Genomic DNA, 19,549 nt, shown 5'->3' with positions numbered 1-19,549 from the left:
ACGGTCAGGACTCAAGGTAGGTCACCAAGCGCTTGCTGTCACCGGAATGCCACACTTTCTCCCGTCCGTCCCCCATCTTGTGCGGCCGGGCCGCACGAGAGGGGGCGTCGGCGGTTTCCGTGGGTGGCGGGCTCTTTCGGCGGCGGCACCCGCGCGTGACACTGGACGGCGTGTCCCCAGTCACGCGCGTTCCCGTGTTACGCGGCCGCGACGCGGAGGAGAACGTCCTGTTGCGGCTGCTCGACGACGCCCGGGCCGGCTCCGGAGGGGCGCTGCTGCTGACCGGCGCGGCGGGCATGGGCAAGACGGCGCTGCTCGACCTGGCCGCCGCGCGGGCCTCCGGGTTCCGGGTGCTGCGGGTGTCGGGGGTGGAGCCGGAGTCGCGGGTGCCGTACGCCGGGCTGCACGGCCTGCTGAGACCGGTGGCCGGGGCCGTCGCGGCGCTGCCGCCCGCCCAGGCCGGCGCGCTGGCCGCGGCCCTGGAGTCCGGGACCTGCGGGGCGGGGCTCGTGCTGCCCGCCGCCGTGCTCGGGCTGCTGTCGGCGGTCGCCGCCGAGCGTCCCGTACTGGCCTGCGTGGACGACGCCGACTGGCTGGACGCCGCGAGCCTGGACGCGCTGTCGTTCGTGGCCCGCCGCCTGTCCGCCGAACCGATCGCCCTGCTCTTCACCACCGGCCCCCCGGCCCCCACCTCGTACGGCGAGCGGGAGCCGGAGGGGTTCGACGGCGGCGCGACGTGGCGGCTTGCGGGCGTGCCCGCGCGGGAGCTGCGCGGGCTCGACGGGCCGGCGGTGCGGGAGCTGGCCGCGGACCTGGCGCCCGGCGGGCTCGCCGAGGACCTGTCGGCCGCGCTCGACCGGATCGCCCGCGGGAACCCGCTGGCGCTGCGCGAGCTGATCGGCGCGCTCACCCCCGACCAGCGGGCCGGGCTCGCGGCGCCGCCCGCCGTCCTGCCTCCTGGTGGGCGGTTGTGGCGGGAGCACACGGGCGTGCTGGCCCGGCTGCCCGCGCGTACGCGCTGGCTGTCGCTGCTGATCGCCGCCGATCCTGCCCTGGACGTGGCGACCCTGGCCAGGGCGGCGCACCCGGCGTGCGCGTTGTCCGTGCTCGAAGCGGCCGAACGGGCGGGCGTCCTGCGGGCCGACGGGGACGCGTTCGCCTTCCGGGAACCCGCGATGCGGGCGGTCGCCTACCACGCGGCGTCCCTGGCCGAGCGCCGCCGCGCCCACCGCCTCCTCGCCGACCTGCTCACCCCGGACGGGGGCCACGCAGGCGGCTGGGAGAGGTTGCGGGGGGCGTGGCATCGGGCCTGGGCGGGCGGTGGCGGGGAGGAGGCCGGGGACGAGCTGGCGCGGGCGGCGCTGGCCGTGCGGTGGGCCGCCGGAAGGTCCGAGCCGTGCCCCGCCTCGGAGCGCCGTGCCGGGTTCCCCGAGCCCTACCTGGCGTTGGAGCGCGCCGCCGAGCTGACCGCTCGTCCCGAGGTCAAGGCCGAACGGCTGGCCGCCGCCGCCAGGCACGCCTGGGTGTCCGGACGTCCCAGGGCCGCGCGTGCCCTGCTGGCCCGGCTGCGGTCGCCCGGCGCGCCCGAGGAGCTGCGCGGCCACGTCCAGCTCCTGCGCGGCAGCCTGGAGCTGCTGGGCGGCGAGACCGGCAGCGCCCGCGAGGAGCTGCTGGCCGCGGCCCGCCGGCTGCTGGACAGCCACCGCGTGCTCGGCGTGCGCGCGCTGGTCCGCGCGGCGGACGCCAGCTACCGGGCGGGCGACAACCGGGCGTTCATCGCGATCGCCCGGCAGGCGGCGGCGCTGCGGCGTCCGGACGAGCCGGCGCCGGCGCAGCTCATGTTCGAGTACCTGGCGGGCATGGCCCACACCTTCAGCGGCCTGCACCAGGAGGCGGCCGGGCCGTTGCGGCGGGTGCTGGAGCTGGCCGGCTCGGTACGCGACCCGGCCGTGCTCACGTGGGCGTGCGTGGCGGGCATGCTGCTGGGCGAGGACGCGGTGGCCCACCGGCTGTCGGCGCGGGCCGTGGAGGAGGCCCGGCTGCGCGGGGCCGCGTCGGCGGTGCCGCAGCTCCTGGAGTTCACGATCTACCCCGACGTCTGGACGGGCCGGTACGCCTCCGTCGCCACCACCGCCGCGAAGGGCCTGCGGCTGGCCCGCGAGACCGGCCAGCACAACACCGCCGCCCAGCACCTGGCCTGGCTGGCGATCAGCGCCGCCGTGGAGGGCGACCAGGAGACGTGCCGGATCCGGGCGGACGCCGCCATCGAGCTGGCCGACGCCCACGAGCTGGGCCTGGCCGGCGCGGTCGGCAACTGGGCGCTGGCCTGCCTCGACCTGGCGGCGGGCCGCGTCGCCGACGCCGCCGGCCGGCTGCGGGCCGAGCGGCGCAACCGCCACGTCGTCATCAAGGTCATGTCCACCCCGCACTACATCGAGGCGGCCGCCCGCACCGGCGACCGCGAGCGGGCCGCGGCCGCCCTGCGGGTGCTCGAACGCTGGGTCGGCAGCACGCGCAGCCCCGGCCTGCGGGCGCTGGTCTCGCGCTGCCGGGCGCTGCTGTCGGTGCGTCCCGGCGAGGCCGAGGAGCTGTTCCTGGACGCCCTGCGCCTGCACGGCCAGGGCGTCTGCGCGTTCGAGGCGGCCCGTACGCACCTGCTGCTGGGCAGCGCGCTGCGGCGCGACCGGCGGCCCGGCGCGGCCAGGAACCACCTGCACACGGCGCTGGAGACGTTCGAACGGCACGGCGCCCGGCTGTGGACCGAGCAGGCCAGGGCCGAGCTGCGGGCCTCCGGCGAGCCGGTCCGGCCGGCCGCGGACGCGACGGTGTCGCAGCTCACCGCGCAGCAGGCGCAGATCGCCCGCATGGTGGCCGCGGGCGCCACCAACAAGGAGGTCGCCGAGCAGCTCTTCCTCAGCAGGCGCACGGTCGAGCACCATCTCAGGAACATCTTCAGCAAGCTCGGCATCCGCTCACGGGTGGAGCTGGTCAGGTTCATGTCCTGAGCGACGCCGCCGAGCAGTTCCACGCGGGCGGCGCGTGGCACGAGACCGGTGATTTCACCGATGCACGGCTGACTGCGTGTCCCGACAATGGCGACAGACAGCAGTCATTCCCCGATGAGCAGGGAGTTCGACGACGTGCAGCTCTCCACCCCCCACTTCGGCGCGCGAACGTTCACCAAGCTCGCCCTGGCCGTCACGCTGCTCGCCGGCGGCGTCGCGGCGGCGCCGGCCGCCCACGCGGCCGGCCCGTACGAGCGCGGCCCCGACCCGACCTCCGCGATCCTGGAAGCCGCGCGCGGCCCGTTCGCGACCGCGGAGCTCAGCGTCTCGCGGCTGAGCGTCTCCGGCTTCGGCGGCGGGACGGTCTACTACCCGACCGACACCAGCCAGGGCACCTTCGGCGCGATCGCCATCTCGCCCGGCTACACGGCGACCTGGTCCAGCCTCGCCTGGCTGGGGCCGCGGATCGCCTCGCACGGGTTCGTGGTGATCGGCATCGAGACCACCACGATCTACGACCAGCCGGCCAGCCGCGGCCGTCAGCTCCTGGCCGCGCTGGACTACCTGACCTCGGGCAGCCCGACGGCCGTGCGCAGCAGGATCGACGCGTCCCGGCTCGCGGTGGCCGGTCACTCCATGGGCGGCGGCGGCACGCTGGAGGCCGCCGACGCGCGCCCGTCGTTGCAGGCGGCGGTGCCGCTCGCGCCGTGGAACCTCACCAAGAGCTGGCCGGGCCTCCGGGTGCCGACGATGATCATCGGGGGTGAGGCCGACACGGTCGCGCCGGTGGCGACCCACTCCGAGCCGTTCTACCAGTCGATCCCGTCGCCGGTGGAGAAGGCGTACCTGGAGCTGAACGGCGCCTCGCACTTCTTCCCGCAGGTCACCAACACCACGATGGCCAAGTCGATGGTGGCCTGGCTGAAGCGGTTCGTCGACGACGACACCCGCTACGACCAGTTCCTGTGCCCCGCCCCGCGCGGGACCGCGATCGAGGAGTACCGCGACACCTGCCCGATCACCTGACGGGCGCGGCCCCGGAGCCGGTGACGCCCGCCGTCACTGGCTCCTTCGGCGTTCCCGGTGGTTCTCAGGCTGCCAGCCGGCCGACGGGTCCTCGCCCACCAGGCCGTCGACGGCCTCGCGCAGGAGGTCGGCGTGGCCGGTGTGGCGGCCGTACTCCTCGATGAGGTCGCACAGCAGGCGGCGCAGGCTGGCGTGGCGGCCGTCGGGCCAGGACAGGTGGACGAGCCGCGCCGGGCCGCCGTCGGCCAGCGCCGCGCCGATCCGGGCGCGTGAGCGCTCGACCGCGTCGTCCCACAGGGCGTAGAGGTCGGCGGGGCTGTCGTGCACGGCGGAGGTGAACGGCCAGTCGGGGCCGTCCCGGTCGGCCGACTCCCACGGCTCGCCGAGCGGGGCGCCGGTCAGCCTGACGGTGGACAGGTGGTCTTCGACCAGGGCCAGGTGTTTGAGCAGGCCGCCGAGGGTGAGCGCGGAGGCGCCGACGCGGGCCCGCAGCCCCTCGGCGTCGAGGCCGTCGGCCTTCCAGCGGAAGGTCGCGCGGAGGCGGTCGAGCGCCCCGAGCAGGTGTTCGGCCTCGCTGCCCGCGATGGGCGGCTCCCAGGGGGTGTCGCTGTCGGTCATGCGGCCCACCGTAGAGCCCGCCACCGACAAGACCGGCGCCCGCCGTCCCGCCACGCTGCCGCACTCGCCGCCGACGGTCGGCGGAAGGCGGCGGCGTCGCACTCGCCGCCGGTGGTCAGCGGAAGGCGGCGGCGTTGCGCTCGGCCCAGGCGGCGAACGGGCGGGCGGGGCGGCCGAGGACGCGCTCGACGTCCGGGCTGACGCTCCGCTCGTCGGGGGTGGGCTCGCCCAGGATGGCCAGCGTGCCCTCCACCACGGGCAGCGGCATGACCTGCGCCATCTGGGCGTGGGCGGCCTCGCGGGTCTGCTCGGCGAAGCGCACCGGCTCCCCCAGCGCCGCCGCGATCGCCGCCGCCCGGTCCCGCGGGGTGGTGGCCTCGGGGCCGGTCAGCACGTACGTCGCCCCGTCGTGCCCGTCCTCGCGCAGGACGGCGGCCGCCACGGCGGCGACGTCGGCGGGGTCGACGAAGGGCAGGCCGACGTCGCCGAAGGGAGCCTCGGCGGTGCGGCTCAGGCGTACGGGCCCGGCCCAGGCGTAGGCGTTGGAGGCCATGCCGCCCGACCGCAGGACCGTCCAGGCCAGCCCCGACCCGCGGACGGCCTCCTCGAACCGGACGGCGTGCGGGTACGCCCCCGGCCGGGTCCCGGCGCCCTGGCTGGACAGCAGGACGATCCTGCGCACGCCCGCCTCCCGGGCCGCCGCGATCACGCCCTCCGGGTCCTCCCCCGCCACCAGCAGGAACAGCGCGTCCGCACCCGCCAGGGCCGGACGCAGGCTCGCGACGTCGCCCAGGTCGGCGGCGACGGCCCGGACGCCCGGCGGCACGTCGGCCTCCGTGACGCGGCGGGCGACGGCGGTGACCGGCAGGCCCTCCTCGGCCAGCAGACCGACCAGCGTGCGGCCGACGTTCCCGGTGGCACCCGTGACAACGAACATGGTGGTTCTCCTCAGTAATTAGTCAGTCGTCTGACTGATAAGAACCGTAGCACAGAAACTAAGTCAGACAACTAACTTTTTTCTGGGGAGGTGTGAAACCCCGGCACGCGGGGGATATCTGGGCGAATGGGGACAGCGTTCGCCGCGACGGCACTGGCCGGGCAAGGATGGACCCAGCTGGGAGAACTTGGCCTGGCCCTGCTGCTGTCGGCCGCCATCGGCCTCGAACGCGAGATCCGCCAGAAGAGCGCCGGCCTGCGCACCCACACGCTGGTCGGCTTCGCCTCGGCCCTGATCATGCTGGTGTCCAAGTACGGCTTCGCCGACGTCCTGGGCGAGCACGTCACGCTCGACCCGTCCCGGGTGGCCGCGCAGATCGTGTCGGGCATCGGGTTCATCGGCGGCGGCCTGATCTTCGTCCGCCGGGACGCGGTGCGCGGGCTCACCACCGCCGCGGTGGTCTGGCTGACCTGCGCGGTCGGCATGGCCGCCGGAGCCGGACTGTGGCTGCTGGCGGTCGCCGTCACCGCCGGCCACTTCCTGGTCCTGTTCGGCTTCACCCCGCTCAGCGCCCGGCTGCCCCGCTCGAAGTACGCCCAGTCCCGCCTGCACCTGACCTACCTCGACCGCCACGGCGCGCTCCGCCGGGTGCTGGCGCTGTGCAGCGACAGGGGCTTCGTCATCGCCGAGCTCACCCTCGAACGCGACCAGCCGCGCAAGGACCAGGAGTCGATCTCGATCTGGCTCGTCGTCCAGGGCTCGGGGCCGGTCGAGGTGCTGATCACCGAGCTGCTGGAGATCGACGGCGTGGTCGGCGTCTCCAGCGTCGACCTCGACGTCACCACGCCCTGACGCCGGCGCGGGCCGCACAACCGTTCAAGACCGGAGCCGGCTCCCGCCGCTACAACGGTGACGGCGGGACACGCGGAGCGGGAGGGCGGATGGCCGGAACAGGATTCATCGGACTGGGGATCATGGGCCGGCCCATGGCGCTCAACCTGGTGCGGGCGGGCACGCCGGTCGTGGTCTGGAACCGTACGGCGACCGGGTGCGAGCCGCTGCGGGCGGCCGGCGCGCACGTGGCGGCGAGCCCGGACGAGGTGTTCGCGCGGGCCAGGGTCGTGCTGCTCATGCTGGCCGACGAGGCCGCCGTGGACGCGGTGCTCGGGCGCGGCACGCCGCGGTTCGCCTCCATGGTGGCCGGGCGGATCGTGGTGCACATGGGCACGACGTCCCCGGCGTGGTCGGCGGACCTGGGCGCGGCGGTGCGGGCGGCGGGCGGCGACTACGTCGAGGCGCCCGTGTCGGGCTCGCGCGGCCCGGCCGAGGCCGGGCGGCTGGTGGCGATGCTGGCCGGCGAGCCCGCGGCGGTCGCGGAGGTGGTCCCCCTGCTCGCGCCGATGTGCGCCGGGACGATCGCGTGCGGCCCGGTGCCCGGCGGGCTGCTGATGAAGCTGGCGGTGAACATCTTCCTGATCACCATGGTCAGCGGCCTGGCCGAGGCCGCGCACTTCGCCGCCCGGCACGGCCTGGACCTGGACAGGTTCGCCCAGGTGCTCGACTCGGGCCCGATGGCCAGCGACGTGTCGCGGGGTAAGGTCCGCAAGCTGCTGGACGGCGACTTCGCCGCCCAGGCGGCCATCGCCGACGTGCTGAAGAACAACCGGCTCATCGCCGGGGCGGCGCGGGCGTCGGGCGTGGCCTCGCCGCTGATCGACGTCTGCCACGCGCTGTTCGCCGAGACCCTGGCGCTCGGGCACGGCACGCTCGACATGGTGGCCGTGATCCGCGCGATCGAGGCCAGGACCGATGGGCGTCAGGTGAGCACAGGGGTGGACGCGCCGGGCGTCAGGTGAGGGCCGTGGTCCATTCGCCGGGGGTGAGCCCGTAGGCGCGCTTGAACATGCGGGTCAGGTGGCTCTGGTCGGCGAAGCCCGCCCGCAGCGCGGCCTCCCTCAGCGGCAGGCCGCCGCGCATCGCCCGCCGGGCCACGTCCAGCTGCCGCATCGTCCGGTACCGGGTCGGGCTGGTGCCGAAGGCGGCGCGGAACTGGCGGGCGATCGTCCAGCGGTCGAGCCCCGAGACGCGTTCGAACTCGGCCACCGGGTGCCGGGTCGCGGGGTCGGCGGCGATGAGCTCGCGCACCCGTGCCAGCGCCTCGACCGCGAGGGGGTCGCGCCGCCGCCGGACGGGGACGTCGGCGTGACGCTCCAGGGCCGCCGCGACCAGCAGCGCGACCTCCAGCCTGGCCAGCTCCTCCAGGGGCTCGTCGAGGTGCCGCAGCCAGGCGAGCAGCGCCGGCGACATCCCCTCCGGCCGCACGACCGGGTCGGCGACGAACGGCAGCGGCCGACCGCCCAGCGCCTCCTGGACCAGGTACGGGTCGACGTAGAAGATCCGGTAGCCGAAGCCCGCGTCGGTGCCCGCGGCCCCGTCGTGCAGCTCGTCGGGGTGCAGGACGTGCCACTCCCCCGGCAGGCATCGCCGCAGCTCGCCGCGGTAGCGGAAGGTCTGCACGCCGGCGAGCGTGACGCCGATGGCGTACGTGTCGTGGCGGTGGGGCGCGAACGCCTCGCCGACGAGCGAGGCCGCCAGCCGCTCGATGCCCTCGGCGGCCGGGCCGAAGCGCAACCGGTGCCCCGGCCGCCCCGCCCCGCCGCGGACAGGTCGTGTCTCCACCACCCCAGTGTCGCGCGCTTCACCCCTCCGGCGCGGTCACCCCCCGGGCGCCCGTCAGTGCCCGCGCGTCGTTGCCGACGATCGGGTTGCGCACGCTGCCCAGGCGTTCGGCCTCGACCTCGACGACGTCGCCGGGCCGCAGCAGCCACGGCGGGGTGCGCGCGTAGCCGACCCCGGCGGGCGTGCCGGTGGCCAGCAGGTCGCCGGGCCGCAGCGTGAACGTGCGCGAGATCAGGGCGAGCGTGTCGCCGACGCCGTAGACCATCTCGTCGGTACGCCCGTCCTGGACGACCTCGCCGTTCACCCGCGTCCGCACCCGCAGCCCGTCGCGCAGGTCACCGACCTCGGAGGCGGGCACCAGCGGGCCGAGCGGGCCGGACCGGTCGGCGTTCTTGCCGAGGATCCACTGGCTGGTGAGCTTCTGCGCCCTGCGCGCGGTGAGGTCGTTGAAGACCGAGTAGCCGGCGACCGCGGCCAGTGCCTCCTCCGGGTCCGCGTCCACCAGCGGCGCGCCGACGTACGCGACCACCTCGCCCTCCCAGTCCAGGCCGTCCTCGCCCGAGGGCACCGGCACCGGGACGCCGCCCACGGTCAGCGACCGCGTCCAGCGGGCGAACAGCGTCGGGTGCGGCGGCACGCCCTCCCCCGCGTAGGAGCCCTCGGCGACGTGCCTGAGGTAGTTCAGCCCGACGCAGATCACCCGCGCGTCCGGCAGCACCGGCGGCACCAGGGTGACCGACGGGACCGGGAGCCGTTCGCCGGCCGGCTCGCGGGCCAGGAAGCCGGCCGCGCCGGCCCAGAACCGCTCCAGCGGGGCGAGCACGGTGACCTCGGCCCCGTCGGCCGACAACGCGCCGGCCTCGACGCCCCCGCCGGCGTTCCGGCGGATCCCGACGATCCTCATCGCTCATCTCCTCACGGCGGCGAAAACCTGCCAAAGGTTCGCAGGTTTTATGGTTGGATCCGGACTATGCCCTACTCCTCCTCGCCCGGACAACCGGCCGCCGCGCTCGGGCCGGGCGCGGGCACGCGGGCCGAGCGGCTGGCCGCCGCGCTCGACGAGCGGATCAGGTCGCGCGGGCTGGGTCCCGGGGAGCCGGTCGGCACGCTGGAGTCGCTGCGCGCGGAGACGGGCCTCGGTTACGCCACGGTCAGCGAGGCCGTCCGGCTGCTGCGCGACCGGGGCGTGCTGGAGATCCGGCCGGGCCGCGGCGGCGGGCTGTTCGTCGCCGACCCCGGCCCGGTGGTGCGGCTGCGGCACACCCTGCTCGGCGTCACCGAGGAGCCGGGCACCGTCGCCGACGCCGTCGAGCTGCGCGACCACCTGGAGGAGCTGATCGACGTCGGCGCCGCCCGCCACCGCACCCGCCGGGACGTCGCCGACCTGCGCCGCCTGCTGCGGCGGCTGCGCGCCGCGCCCGGCTGGGACGCCTTCATGCGCGCCAACTGGGCCCTGCACGAGCGCATCGCCGCCATCAGCCCGAACGCCATGGCCCGCGCCGTCTACATCGGCACGCTCGGCCATCTGGGCGCCGCGTCCCCGCGTCCCGGCGACGCGGCCGGCGCCGGCTACCGCGAGCTGCGTCACCAGATCCACGCCGACCTGGTCGAGGCGATCGCGGCCGGCGACGAGAGCGCCGTACGGGCCGCCGTCGCCCGGCACAACACCACCGTCTGAGACCGACCGGAGAGCCCCCATGCCCGGCGAGTTCCGCCAGTACCTGTTCCCGCACGACCATCCGCGGCTGGCCGGCGTCCGCGGCCTCGACCCCTACGCCTACCGCGAGCTGGCCAGGAGACCGGGGACGTTCACCGGCGGCCTGATCGAGGGCTGGACCCCGCTGTACGGGAACGACTTCCGCGGCGTCACCGAGGACGGCGTCCTGCGGGACGGCCTGTACCCGCTGACACCGGCCGCCCCCGGCGAGGAGGCGCCGGTCGCCGCGATGGTGTCGGCCGCCCGCGACCTGCTGGCCTGCCTCGACGGCGAGGACCGCGAACGCCTCTCGCACGAGGCCGACGCCGTGGCGTGGCAGACCTGGGCCAACCCGGAGTTCCTGCAGTTCGACACCGGCCTGCGGCTGGACCTGCGACCGCCGGCCGTCAGGGAGAGGGCGCTGGCGCTGGTGGGCGCCTCGCTCTCGCCCGAGGGCGGCCGGCTCGTCCGCGCGGTGATGCGAATCAACGGCTTCCTGGGCGAGGTGGTCGGCCTGGAGACGATACTCAACGAGTTCAGCTACAACTTCGCCCTCTACGGCACGCCCGGCCCGCGGGCCCCCTGGGGCTGGCAGCTCTACGGCCACCACTGCGCGCTCAACTGCCTGGTCGTCGAGGGCCGCATGGCGCTGTCGCCGGTGTTCCTCGGCGCCGAGCCCGACGAGATCGACGCCGGTCCGCACGCCGGCCTGCGCGACCTGTTCGCCGACCGGGTCGCCCGCGGCCTGCGGCTGATGGCCGCCCTGCCGGAGGAGCAGCGCCGGCAGGCCGTCGTCTACGAGCGCATGACCGACCCGGCGATGCCCGAGGGACGGGTGCACCCGGGGGACGAACGCCACCTGGCCGGGGCGTTCCAGGACAACCGCGTGATCCCGTTCGAGGGCGTGCGGGTCGCCGCCATGCCCGCGGCGGCCCGGGAGCACGCGCTGGCCGTCGCCGAGTCGTTCGTCGGCCTGCTCCCGGCGGGGCCGCGCGCCGCCCGGCTGCGGGAGATCGCGGCGCACCTCGACGAGACCTGGTTCTGCTGGATCGGCGGCCACCGGCCGGGCGACGTCTTCTACTACCGGCTGCAGTCACCGGTGATCGTCGCCGAGCTCGACCACCACAGCGGCGTCTTCCTCGACTACGACACGCCCAAGCCGTTCCACGTCCACACCGTGCTGCGCACGCCGCACGGCAACGACTACGGCCGCTCGTGGGTGCGGCAGTGGCAGCAGGGTCAGGGCTCGGGCTGCAGGTAGACGACCGTGGACATCGGGACGCGTTCGCGGATGCGCTGCTCGGCCTTGGCCAGCGCCTCGGCCACGGCGTCCCCCTGCTCGGCGACGGTGACGCGGGCGGCGACGAGCAGTTCCTCCGGGCCCAGGTGCAGGGTGCGCAGGCGGGTGAAGGAGGCGACGGCGTCGTCCTCGCGCAGGGCCTCCTCGATGGCCCGCTGGACCTCCGGCGACGCCGACTCGCCGATGATCATGCTCTTGGTCTCGGTGGCCAGGGTGACGGCCACGATGATCAGGAGCACGCCGATGGCGATCGAGCCGATGCCGTCGTAGACCGGGTCGCCGACGACCAGCGTGAGCGTGACCCCGATGAGGGCGAAGGCCAGCCCGATCAGGGCGGCGGTGTCCTCCAGCAGGACCACGGGCAGCTCGGGGGCCTTGGCCTCGCGGATGTAGCGCGGCCACGACCGGCCGCGGCGGGCCCGGTCGGCGTTGCGCACCGCCGTGCGCAGGGACAGGCCCTCCATGACGATCGCGCCCACGAGCACCCCGATCGCCCACGGCCAGCTCTCCAGGGGCTTCGGGTGGCTGATCTTCTCGTACCCCTCGTACAGGGCGAACAGGCCGCCGCCGAAGAACAGCACGACCGAGACCAGGAAGGCGTAGAAGTACCGCTCGCGCCCGTAGCCGAAGGGATGGGACGGGGTGGGCCCGCGCTTGGCGCGGGACTGGCCGAGCAGCAGCAACCCCTGGTTGCCCGAGTCGGCGAAGGAGTGGATGCCCTCGGCGAGCATCGAGGACGAGCCGGTGAAGAAGAACGCCACGAACTTGGTGACGGCGATCCCCAGGTTGGCGGCCAGCGCCGCGTAGGTCGCCTCCTGCGAGCCCTTACCGCTCACGCCGTCCCCGCAACCGGTGCCACAACCGGTGCTCGTACAGGCTGTCGCGTCATCACGTTCCTCCCGTGCGGGTGAGCTGTCGGATGCGTGCCTTTGCCCCGTGGGCCCGCGGACACACCTTGATCCGGCGACCGAATGGACATGCACAACGTGCATTGATGCGCATCGTGCACCTTTGTAGGCTGGAACGGCCCGCACCCGAGAGAACAGGACGTGCCGATGAGCGACCGCCGCCTGACCGACGACTCCCCCGGCGCGGGCCCCACGGCGCTGCGCCGGATCCTGCCCGCCGACCTGGTCGAGCGCGGCGGGTGCCCGTTCGACCCGCCGCCGGGCCTGCGGGAGCGGCGCGGCCAGGACCGGGTCCGGGCGGTGGAGCTGCTCAACGGCGCGCGGGCGTGGCTGGTCACCGGCTTCGACGAGGCCCGCACCGTCCTGTCGGACGCCCGCTTCAGCGCCGACCGGGTGCGCCACCGCGAGGCCACGTCGCTGCAACCGCACGAGGTGGCCGAGCAGGCGGCCGGCGTCCTTCCGGCGGGCCCGTCCGTCGAGAGCCGCGAGGACGGCTTCTTCGTGTTCATGGACCCGCCCGAGCACACGCGCATCCGGCGGCTGCTGACCGGCCAGTTCACCGTCCGGCGCATGCGGGAGCTGGAGGCCCGGGTCACCGAGATCGCGGTCGAGCACATCGAGGCGATGAAGGCGGCCGGCATGGAGGCCGACCTCGTGCCGACGTTCGCGCTGCCGCTGCCGTCGCTGGTCATCTGCGAGCTGCTCGGCGTCGACTACGCCGACCGCGCCGAGTTCCAGGAACGCACCTCCGTCGGGCTGAACGCCAACGCCACCGCCGAGGAGCGGGCGGCGGCGGGCGCCGAGCTGTACGCGTTCATGCAGCGGCTGGTGGCTGCCAAGCGCGCCGAACCGGCCGACGACCTGCTGTCGGGGCTCGTCCACGACGCCGACCCGCCGCTGACCGACGCCCAGCTCGTGGACGTCGCCCTCGTCCTGCTCGGCGCGGGCCACGAGACCACCGCCAACATGCTGGGACTGGGCGCGTTCGCCCTGCTGGAGCACCCCGCCCAGCTCGCCGCCCTGCGGGCGGACCCCTCCCTGGTCGACAACGCGGTCGAGGAGCTGCTGCGCTTCCTGAGCATCATCCAGCTCGGCGTCAGCCGCGTCACGACCGAGCCCGTCACGCTGGGCGGCGCCGACCTCCCCGCGGGCGCGACCGTCGTGATCGCCACGCCCGAGGTCAACCGCGACCCCCGCCACTGGCCCGACGCCGACCGGTTCGACGTCAACCGCGCCCGCGTCCCGCATCTGGCCTTCGGGCACGGCGTGCACCAGTGCCTGGGCCAGCAGCTCGCCCGGGTGGAGATGCGCATCGGCCTGAAGGAGCTGATCACCCGCCTGCCGGACCTGCGGCTGGCCGTGCCGGCCGGTCAGGTGCCGCTGCGCGACGAGATGCTGATCTTCGGCGTGCACTCCCTGCCCGTCGCCTGGTCCTGACCGGGCGCGATGCCCGCCGGAGCCCCGTCACCCCGCCGGAGCCCCGTCACCTCGCCGGAGCCCATAATGAGGACTGTGGCAGAGGAGGCCGGGGTGGTTCAGCTCGCATCGGGCGGCGGGGAGCCCGCGTCGCCCGGCCGCCGCGAGCGCAAGAAGCAGGCCACCCGCGCCGCCCTCCGCACGGCGGCGCTCCGGCTGGCCCTGCGCCACGGCGTCGAGAACGTGACCGTCGAGCAGATCGCCGGTGAGGCCGACATCGCGCTGCGCACGTTCTTCAACTACTTCTCCAGCAAGGAGGAGGCGGTCGTGGCCTCGCTGGCCGCCGCCGCGCAGGAGCTCGTCGCCCGCTTCAGGGCCCGGCCGCGCACCGAGCCGGTCCTGCGCGCCTTCCGCGAGGCCGTGCTGACGGTCATGAACGAGAGCGACGCCGCCGGCCGCGACCACGTCCGGGCGTTGCAGCTCGTCCGGTCGGCGCCCACGCTGGTGCCGCAGCAACTGGCCGTGCTCGCGGCGCAGGAGCAGGCCCTGGCCGAGGCGATCGCCGAGCACGTCGGCCACCCCGCCCCCGGGCGTCCCGGCGACACCGGCTATCCCCTGCTGTGCGCGGCCGCGGCCCTGACGGCGCTGCGCGTCGTCCTCGACCAGTGGCTCCGGCAGACCGTGGCCTCCGCAGAACCGCCGGACACCGCTTTGCTCGGACGGCGCATCGACACGGCGATCGACCAGCTCACCGCCGGCCTCGACCACCCCGGCCGGCCCGGCCCGTGAGGTGAGCGGCCCCTTCGGCGGGCCGTACGGGCTGTCCGGCGAGGAGATCCGCCGCTAGTGTCGGCACGTCACCGGGTGATGATCGACTTGGGAGGGCGTCGTGCGGCGTGTCCTGATCCTGCTGGCCCCCGTCGCGGCCCTGGCCGCCGGGCTGGCCGTCGCCCGGCGGCGGCTGGTCGTCGTCCGGATCAGCGGGGCGAGCATGCTGCCGACCTACCGCACCGGCGACCGCGTGCTCGTCCGCAGGACGACGGGGGCGCGCGTCGGACGCGGTCAGGTCGTGGTGCTGCAGACGTTGCCGCCCGGGGGCGAGTGGCGCACCGGGCCGCTGCCGGCGCCGGGGGCGGCCATGTGGTTCATCAAGCGGGCGGTGGCCGTGCCGGGCGACCCGGTCCCGCCCGAGGTCGCGGGCCGGGTGGGGGCGTCGCCGGGCGACACGGTCCCGGCCGGGCGGCTGGTGGTCCTGGGTGACGGGCCGGTCAGCGAGGACTCGCGGGTGTGGGGTTACGTGCCGTTCGACCGGGTGCTCGGCGTCGTCGTCCGGTCGATGTCGCCCGTCCGCGGGTCCGGCGGGGTGGCCGGCTCGTAGCCCTGGGCCTGGAGGGTGAACAGGCTCGCGTACTCCCCGCCGAGCGCCATCAGCTCCGCGTGCGAGCCCTGCTCCGCGATCCGGCCTTCGGCGAGCACGACGATCACGTCCGCCTCCCGGACCGCGCCCAGCCGGTGGGAGATCAGCAGGCTGGTGCGTCCGGCGCGGTGGCGGCGCAGGCTCTGGTGGATGGCGTGCTCGGCCTGCGCGTCCAGGCCGGAGCTCGGCTCGTCCAGCACGAGCAGGTCGCGTCCCTTCCGCATCAGGGCGCGGGCCAGCGCGAGTCGCTGCCACTGACCGCCGGACAGCACCACTCCGGCCTGGGGGTCGTCCCGGTCGCCGAAGAAGATCCGGCTCAGCAGCGTGTCGTAGCCCCGCGGCAGCCCGGCGACCGTCTCGTGGACCCCGGCCAGCCGGGCGGCGTCCTCGACCCGCTCCCGGTCGCCGATCGCCGCGACGTCGCCGAGGCCGATGTTCTCGGCCGCGGTCAGGTCGTAGGACATGTAGTCCTGGAAGACCGCGCCGATGCGGCCGCGCAGCTCGGCGGGGTCCGTCTCGCGCAGGTCGACGCCGTCCCAGAGGATGGACCCGCGCACCGGGTCGTACAGCCGGCAGATCAGCTTGACCAGGGTGCTCTTGCCCGCGCCGTTCAGGCCGACGAGGGCGAGCGAGCCGCCGCGGGGGACGAACAGGTCGACCCCGCGCAGCACCCACGGATGGGCGTCGTCGTACCGGAACCAGACGTCGCGCACCTCGATGCCCTCGCGCAGCGCCGGGACGGGCCGCGGCCGCCGCGGCACGGGCAGGTCGGGCGGGTCGGCCACCACGTCGAGGTAGTGCCCGAACATCAGCAGCGCGTTGTGCGCGTCCGCCGACTGGCCGACGATCGACGCCAGCGCCGACTGCACCCCGGCCACGGCCGCGACGAACACGGCCACGTCGCCGACGCTCAGCGCGCCCGACGCGGCGGCGACGATCGCCCAGAGCAGGCCGGCCGCCGCGACGGCCGCCCCCACCAGCGACAACACGCCCTGAGTACGCAGGGTCCGGCGGGCCAGCCCCTGCTCGGCGGCGTTGACCGCGCGCAGCTCGGCCAGCATCCGGCCGCGCAGCAGGTCGCCCAGGCCGAACAGGCGGATCTCCTTGGCCGCGTCGGGGCTGGTGAGCAGCCCGGCAAAGAAGATCTGCCGCCGGGCCCTGGAGCTGACGCCCCACATCATGCCCGCGCGCCGCCGGGACAGGTCGAGCTGGGCGCGGACCGACGGGATCGCGGAGAGCGCCACGACGGCGATCATCCCCGGCGCGAGCACGGCCAGCGCCGCGGTGAACCCGGCGAGGGTGACGGCTCCCTGGGCGATCCCCAAGGTCGAGCGGACGATCCGCTGCGGCGCGTTCTGCCCGGCCTCCTGCGCCAGCCGTACGCGGTCGTGGAAGGCCGGGTTCTCGAACCGGCTCAGCCCCGGATGGGCGTTGACGGCCTGGAACAGCCGGTCCTGGATCAGCACCTGGAGCGCGCGGCGAAGCTGCTCCTGGGCGTACTCCGCGACCGCGGGCAGGGCCGCGCCGGCCAGGCCGGTCACGCCGAGGGCCACGCCCGGCGGCAGCAGCTCGGCGGGCCCCGCCCCGGCGGCCAGGCCGTCCAGGACGAGCTTGGTCAGCCACGCGGCGGCCACCGGGACCAGCCCCATGAGCAGCACCGCGATCCCCGACCCCAGGACGGCGGCCGGATGCGCCCGCCAGGCGAGCGCCACGGCCGCGCGCGCACGCCGTCCCCGGGCGGCGCCGCCGGGCCCGGCGGGAGGAGTCATCGGCGGGTGACCGCCGGCAGCCTGCCCGGGGCGGTGTCGGCCGCCACGACGACCGCGTCACCGTCGACCAGGAAGAAGCTGGGGAACTGCGAGACCTGCAACGCCCTGCTCACCGGGCCGCCCATCGGCTCCACGACGACGGTGGCCGGGGTCAGCTCGCGGGTGAACCGCCGGGCCTCGTCCGGGTCGCCCGTGACGACCGCCAGCACCCGCTCGGGACGCGTGTCGGCGAGGTAGGACGTGAACTCCGGCAGCAGCTCGTGGCAGGAGGCGCACTCGGTGGAGAACACCGCCACCACGGAGACCCCCGAGAAGAACGCGCGCGACACGGTCCCGCCGTCGGCGGTCGTCGCGCTGAACTCGCCGATCGTCGTGCCCGGCTGCACCGTCGGGGGACGCGTCGGCCCCAGCTCCGACAGCCGCAGCGTGTGCGCGCGCAGGCGGCGGATCACCGCCAGCGTCAGCACCAGGTTCACCAGGCACAACAGTCCGACGATGACGACGGCGGCGACGAGATAGGGCATGCGGGCTCCTCAGGGGTGACGCGGTTGTGCGGCGAACAGGTCGGCGAGGTCGTCGAAGAAGATCACGATGACGGCGAGGACGCCGCCGGCCAGCACGCTCAGGGCGACGCCCGCCGGATGCGGCACGGCGTGCCCCGGCACGAGCCCGGCGGCGACCAGCGCGAGCAGTCCGGCGTTGCGGACGAGGTGGCGGCCGCCGAGCGGCGTCCCGGCGGCGCCGAAGCACCGGCACGGCGTCGTGGCGCCCGAGCGCATCGCCCTGACGACGCCGGCGCAGAAACCCACCAGGACGGTGCCGGCCAGCAGCACGCCGGCCCGCACAGTCCCGGGGATGGCCAGCAGCACGACGACACACCCTTCGGCCAGGACGACGGCGCCGCTCAGCACCGTGACGGCCCGCGGCCCCAGAGGGACCAGACCGCGCACGGACCCGCGGAACCCGGCGAACGCGGACCTGCCGCGCACCTTGCCGGCCACCGCGGCCAGGAAGACGACGCCCAGCGCCACCCGGCAGGCCAGCGCGACGTACTGCATGGCTGTCATGGGAGATCGGGAGGAGGCGTCAGCAGTAGTCGAAGCTGCCGCAGCTGACCGTGCCGGTGGAGTCGTGGTAGCAGCACGTCCGGCAGAACTTGCCCTGGCAGCACCAGTCGGTCCAGCACGCGGCCGAGGCGTTCGCCGAGGGGAGGAGTTTGTCGAGGAGGCGGTCTCCCAGCTGGTTGAGTGCGCGGATCATGGCAGCTCCTTGCGTGGGGATCTTTACGCGATCAACGTCGCCCAGCAAGAGACCGGAGTTAACGGAGAGATCGGCTGAGACTGGAGAGGGCTTTGAGCAGCAAGTGATCTTGACATTTCCGGACTGACCGTTATCGGCACGTCCCGCGCGAGGCGTCCTTCAGCCCCTTGACCGCCGCGGGCAGCCCGGGCGAGGGCCGCGCCGGCGGCCCGGGCGAGCGCCGCGCGGTACAGAACGGGCCGGCCCGGGTTGACCGGTCTAGTCGGGCAGCAGGCCGGTCAGGGCGCCGGCACCCCCGCGGCCCGGCTTCGGCTTCCGGCCGGTGACCGGAGAGGTCCCCTCCTGCTCGGCGGCGTCGAACCTGGCCAGGTAGGCGTTGATGAAGTGGTCGCGGATGCCGTCGGTGCCGGGGGCCAGCGGGTCGGCGGTGGCGCCGGCGAGCCGGTCGATCAGTCCGGTCACGGGCGGCATCCTGTCGTGCAGCTTGCCATGGGTGTCGAAGTACCGCTCTTCGGCGACGTGATGGAACAGCGGGGCGGGCGGGAGCTGGGCGACGATGTCGTTGTTGTTGACGAAGCGGAACGTGCGTCCGCCGAAGGCCTGGTCGTAGGCGGCGGCGAGCTTGGGGCAGCAGGTGCGCGGCTGGCCGTAGGTGTAGACGCCGTCCGCGAGCAGCGTGGGGTCCTCGAAGTGGGTACGGGCGGCGGCCAGCATGGCCAGCGCGCCGCCCAGGCTGTGCCCGGTGAACCACAGCGACTGGCGCGGGGTGTGCCACTCCTCCAGGGTGTGCAACAGGGCGGGGTGCACGACGTCCAGGGCGCGGTAGAAGCCGGCGTGGATGTTGCCGTCGGCGGCGGTGTACGGGGTGAGCAGGGTGTTGGCGTCCGAGAGCCAGTCGCGCAGCTCCTCGGGCTGGGTGCCGCGAAAGGCGACGACGATCATGTGGTCGCTGGCGGCGACGTACGCCTGGGTGTCCTCCAGCGGGAACGGCGCGGTGTGCGGCACGCGGAAGCATCTGACGCGGTCGAAGCCCCAGCCGTTGGCGGTGGCCCGCACCTCGGGTTCGTCCTTGTAGGCCAGGGCGGCGGCGTGGGCCAGGCGGCGGGCCTGGGCCAGGGTGTAGCCGGTGGCGGCGTGGTCGAAGGTGATCGCGGTCATGGACGTCCCCCGTGTGAAGTTCACCGAACGGTCGTCACTGTCCGTACCCGCTGCTTGACCAAGCGTCCGCGCGGTGCGGGTAAGCCGCCCTCCATGTCGGCACGCTCGGACGCCTGTCAGGCACCGGCCGCGAGCCCGCGCTGCCCGGCTCCGCGAGGCGCGTGCGGAGGGCCGTCGGGAACGCTCGGCGCTGCCTGGCGGATCGGCCCGCCGGATGAGCGGCCCTCCGGCCGCTCCCGGCCGCCGCCGGACCGGCGGCGCTCACGATGCAGTCACCAGTCCCAGCGGTTCACGGACTCCCAGACTCCGAACTCCCCGAACTCCCCGAACTTCCCGGACGGACGCGCCCATGACGGTTCG

19 protein-coding genes are annotated in these 19,549 nt (G+C 74.9%); 9 read left to right on the top strand and 10 right to left on the bottom strand.

Annotated features, from left to right (window positions below; all coding sequences use genetic code 11):
- The first annotated feature begins 170 nt into the window (after positions 1-170).
- Both ABT158_RS11080 and ABT158_RS11075 read left to right on the top strand, forming a co-directional pair.
- Entirely contained in the window at positions 171-3,005 is a 2,835-nt protein-coding gene (locus ABT158_RS11080) for a helix-turn-helix transcriptional regulator (RefSeq protein WP_352352596.1), read from the top strand.
- Positions 3,006-3,119: 114 nt separating this feature from the next.
- A complete protein-coding gene (locus tag ABT158_RS11075) occupies positions 3,120-4,031 on the top strand; it encodes an alpha/beta hydrolase family protein (RefSeq protein ID WP_352352595.1) in 912 nt (303 codons plus the stop codon).
- A 33-nt stretch (positions 4,032-4,064) separates the two neighbouring features.
- On the opposite strand, the gene ABT158_RS11070 is transcribed toward ABT158_RS11075, so the two are convergent.
- Positions 4,065-4,649, bottom strand: a complete 585-nt coding sequence (locus ABT158_RS11070; protein ID WP_352352594.1) for a mycothiol transferase — start codon at positions 4,647-4,649, stop codon at positions 4,065-4,067.
- 115 nt (positions 4,650-4,764) lie between these two features.
- Positions 4,765-5,586: an SDR family oxidoreductase gene (locus ABT158_RS11065; RefSeq protein WP_352352593.1), complete on the bottom strand. Its 822-nt coding sequence runs from the start codon at positions 5,584-5,586 to the stop codon at positions 4,765-4,767.
- A gap of 126 nt (positions 5,587-5,712) precedes the next feature.
- Here ABT158_RS11065 and ABT158_RS11060 point away from each other — a divergent pair, with 126 nt between their 5' ends.
- Together ABT158_RS11060 and ABT158_RS11055 are read left to right on the top strand one after the other, a co-directional pair.
- On the top strand, positions 5,713-6,438 hold the full coding sequence (locus ABT158_RS11060) for an MgtC/SapB family protein (RefSeq protein WP_352352592.1): 726 nt from the start codon (positions 5,713-5,715) through the stop codon (positions 6,436-6,438).
- Positions 6,439-6,527: 89 nt separating this feature from the next.
- The gene (locus tag ABT158_RS11055) at positions 6,528-7,442 is read left to right on the top strand and encodes an NAD(P)-dependent oxidoreductase (protein WP_352352591.1); all 915 of its coding nucleotides are present in this window, start codon (positions 6,528-6,530) and stop codon (positions 7,440-7,442) included.
- On the opposite strand, the gene ABT158_RS11050 is transcribed toward ABT158_RS11055, so the two are convergent.
- Complete coding sequence (locus tag ABT158_RS11050) at positions 7,435-8,265, bottom strand: AraC family transcriptional regulator (RefSeq protein ID WP_352352590.1); 831 nt, start codon at positions 8,263-8,265, stop codon at positions 7,435-7,437. The two genes, ABT158_RS11055 and ABT158_RS11050, sit on opposite strands and share 8 nt — an antisense overlap.
- Before the next feature lie 19 nt (positions 8,266-8,284).
- Positions 8,285-9,169, bottom strand: coding sequence for a fumarylacetoacetate hydrolase family protein (locus ABT158_RS11045; protein WP_352352589.1), 885 nt, complete (start codon positions 9,167-9,169; stop codon positions 8,285-8,287).
- A 66-nt stretch (positions 9,170-9,235) separates the two neighbouring features.
- Between ABT158_RS11045 and ABT158_RS11040 the strand changes: the two genes are divergently transcribed.
- Both ABT158_RS11040 and ABT158_RS11035 read left to right on the top strand, forming a co-directional pair.
- A complete protein-coding gene (locus ABT158_RS11040; protein WP_352352588.1) occupies positions 9,236-9,943 on the top strand; it encodes a FadR/GntR family transcriptional regulator in 708 nt (235 codons plus the stop codon).
- Between the two features lie 19 nt (positions 9,944-9,962).
- A complete protein-coding gene (locus ABT158_RS11035) occupies positions 9,963-11,222 on the top strand; it encodes a DUF3500 domain-containing protein (protein WP_352352587.1) in 1,260 nt (419 codons plus the stop codon).
- Here ABT158_RS11035 and ABT158_RS11030 read toward each other — a convergent pair.
- The gene (locus ABT158_RS11030; RefSeq protein ID WP_352352586.1) at positions 11,201-12,097 is read right to left on the bottom strand and encodes a cation diffusion facilitator family transporter; all 897 of its coding nucleotides are present in this window, start codon (positions 12,095-12,097) and stop codon (positions 11,201-11,203) included. The genes ABT158_RS11035 and ABT158_RS11030 overlap by 22 nt on opposite strands.
- A gap of 219 nt (positions 12,098-12,316) precedes the next feature.
- On the opposite strand from ABT158_RS11030, the gene ABT158_RS11025 reads away from it, so the two are divergent.
- The 3 genes from ABT158_RS11025 to ABT158_RS11015 all read left to right on the top strand — a co-directional run bounded on the left by ABT158_RS11025 (position 12,317) and on the right by ABT158_RS11015 (position 14,963).
- Positions 12,317-13,606, top strand: a complete 1,290-nt coding sequence (locus ABT158_RS11025) for a cytochrome P450 (RefSeq protein WP_352352585.1) — start codon at positions 12,317-12,319, stop codon at positions 13,604-13,606.
- Between the two features lie 93 nt (positions 13,607-13,699).
- Positions 13,700-14,374, top strand: coding sequence for a TetR/AcrR family transcriptional regulator (locus tag ABT158_RS11020; protein WP_352352584.1), 675 nt, complete (start codon positions 13,700-13,702; stop codon positions 14,372-14,374).
- A 100-nt stretch (positions 14,375-14,474) separates the two neighbouring features.
- Positions 14,475-14,963, top strand: coding sequence for a S26 family signal peptidase (locus tag ABT158_RS11015; protein ID WP_352352583.1), 489 nt, complete (start codon positions 14,475-14,477; stop codon positions 14,961-14,963).
- Here ABT158_RS11015 and ABT158_RS11010 read toward each other — a convergent pair.
- From ABT158_RS11010 to ABT158_RS10990, 5 genes are all read right to left on the bottom strand, one after another.
- Positions 14,879-16,771 (bottom strand): ABC transporter ATP-binding protein, encoded by a 1,893-nt coding sequence (locus tag ABT158_RS11010; protein WP_352352582.1) that lies wholly within the window; start codon positions 16,769-16,771, stop codon positions 14,879-14,881. The two genes, ABT158_RS11015 and ABT158_RS11010, sit on opposite strands and share 85 nt — an antisense overlap.
- Positions 16,768-17,295, bottom strand: coding sequence for a TlpA disulfide reductase family protein (locus ABT158_RS11005; RefSeq protein WP_352352581.1), 528 nt, complete (start codon positions 17,293-17,295; stop codon positions 16,768-16,770). The genes ABT158_RS11010 and ABT158_RS11005 overlap by 4 nt, the downstream gene beginning before the upstream one ends.
- 9 nt (positions 17,296-17,304) lie before the next feature.
- Complete coding sequence (locus tag ABT158_RS11000; RefSeq protein ID WP_352352580.1) at positions 17,305-17,829, bottom strand: MauE/DoxX family redox-associated membrane protein; 525 nt, start codon at positions 17,827-17,829, stop codon at positions 17,305-17,307.
- A 28-nt stretch (positions 17,830-17,857) separates the two neighbouring features.
- Complete coding sequence (locus tag ABT158_RS10995) at positions 17,858-18,031, bottom strand: hypothetical protein (RefSeq protein ID WP_352352579.1); 174 nt, start codon at positions 18,029-18,031, stop codon at positions 17,858-17,860.
- A 258-nt stretch (positions 18,032-18,289) separates the two neighbouring features.
- Positions 18,290-19,189 carry a lipase family protein gene (locus ABT158_RS10990; RefSeq protein WP_352352578.1) on the bottom strand — a complete coding sequence of 300 codons (900 nt, stop codon included), beginning with the start codon at positions 19,187-19,189 and terminating at the stop codon, positions 18,290-18,292.
- Positions 19,190-19,549: the final 360 nt, after the last annotated feature.

The organism is Nonomuraea sp. NPDC001636 (assembly GCF_040298265.1).
Lineage (GTDB): Bacteria > Actinomycetota > Actinomycetes > Streptosporangiales > Streptosporangiaceae > Nonomuraea.
This window is presented reverse-complemented; position numbering and strand designations above follow the sequence as displayed.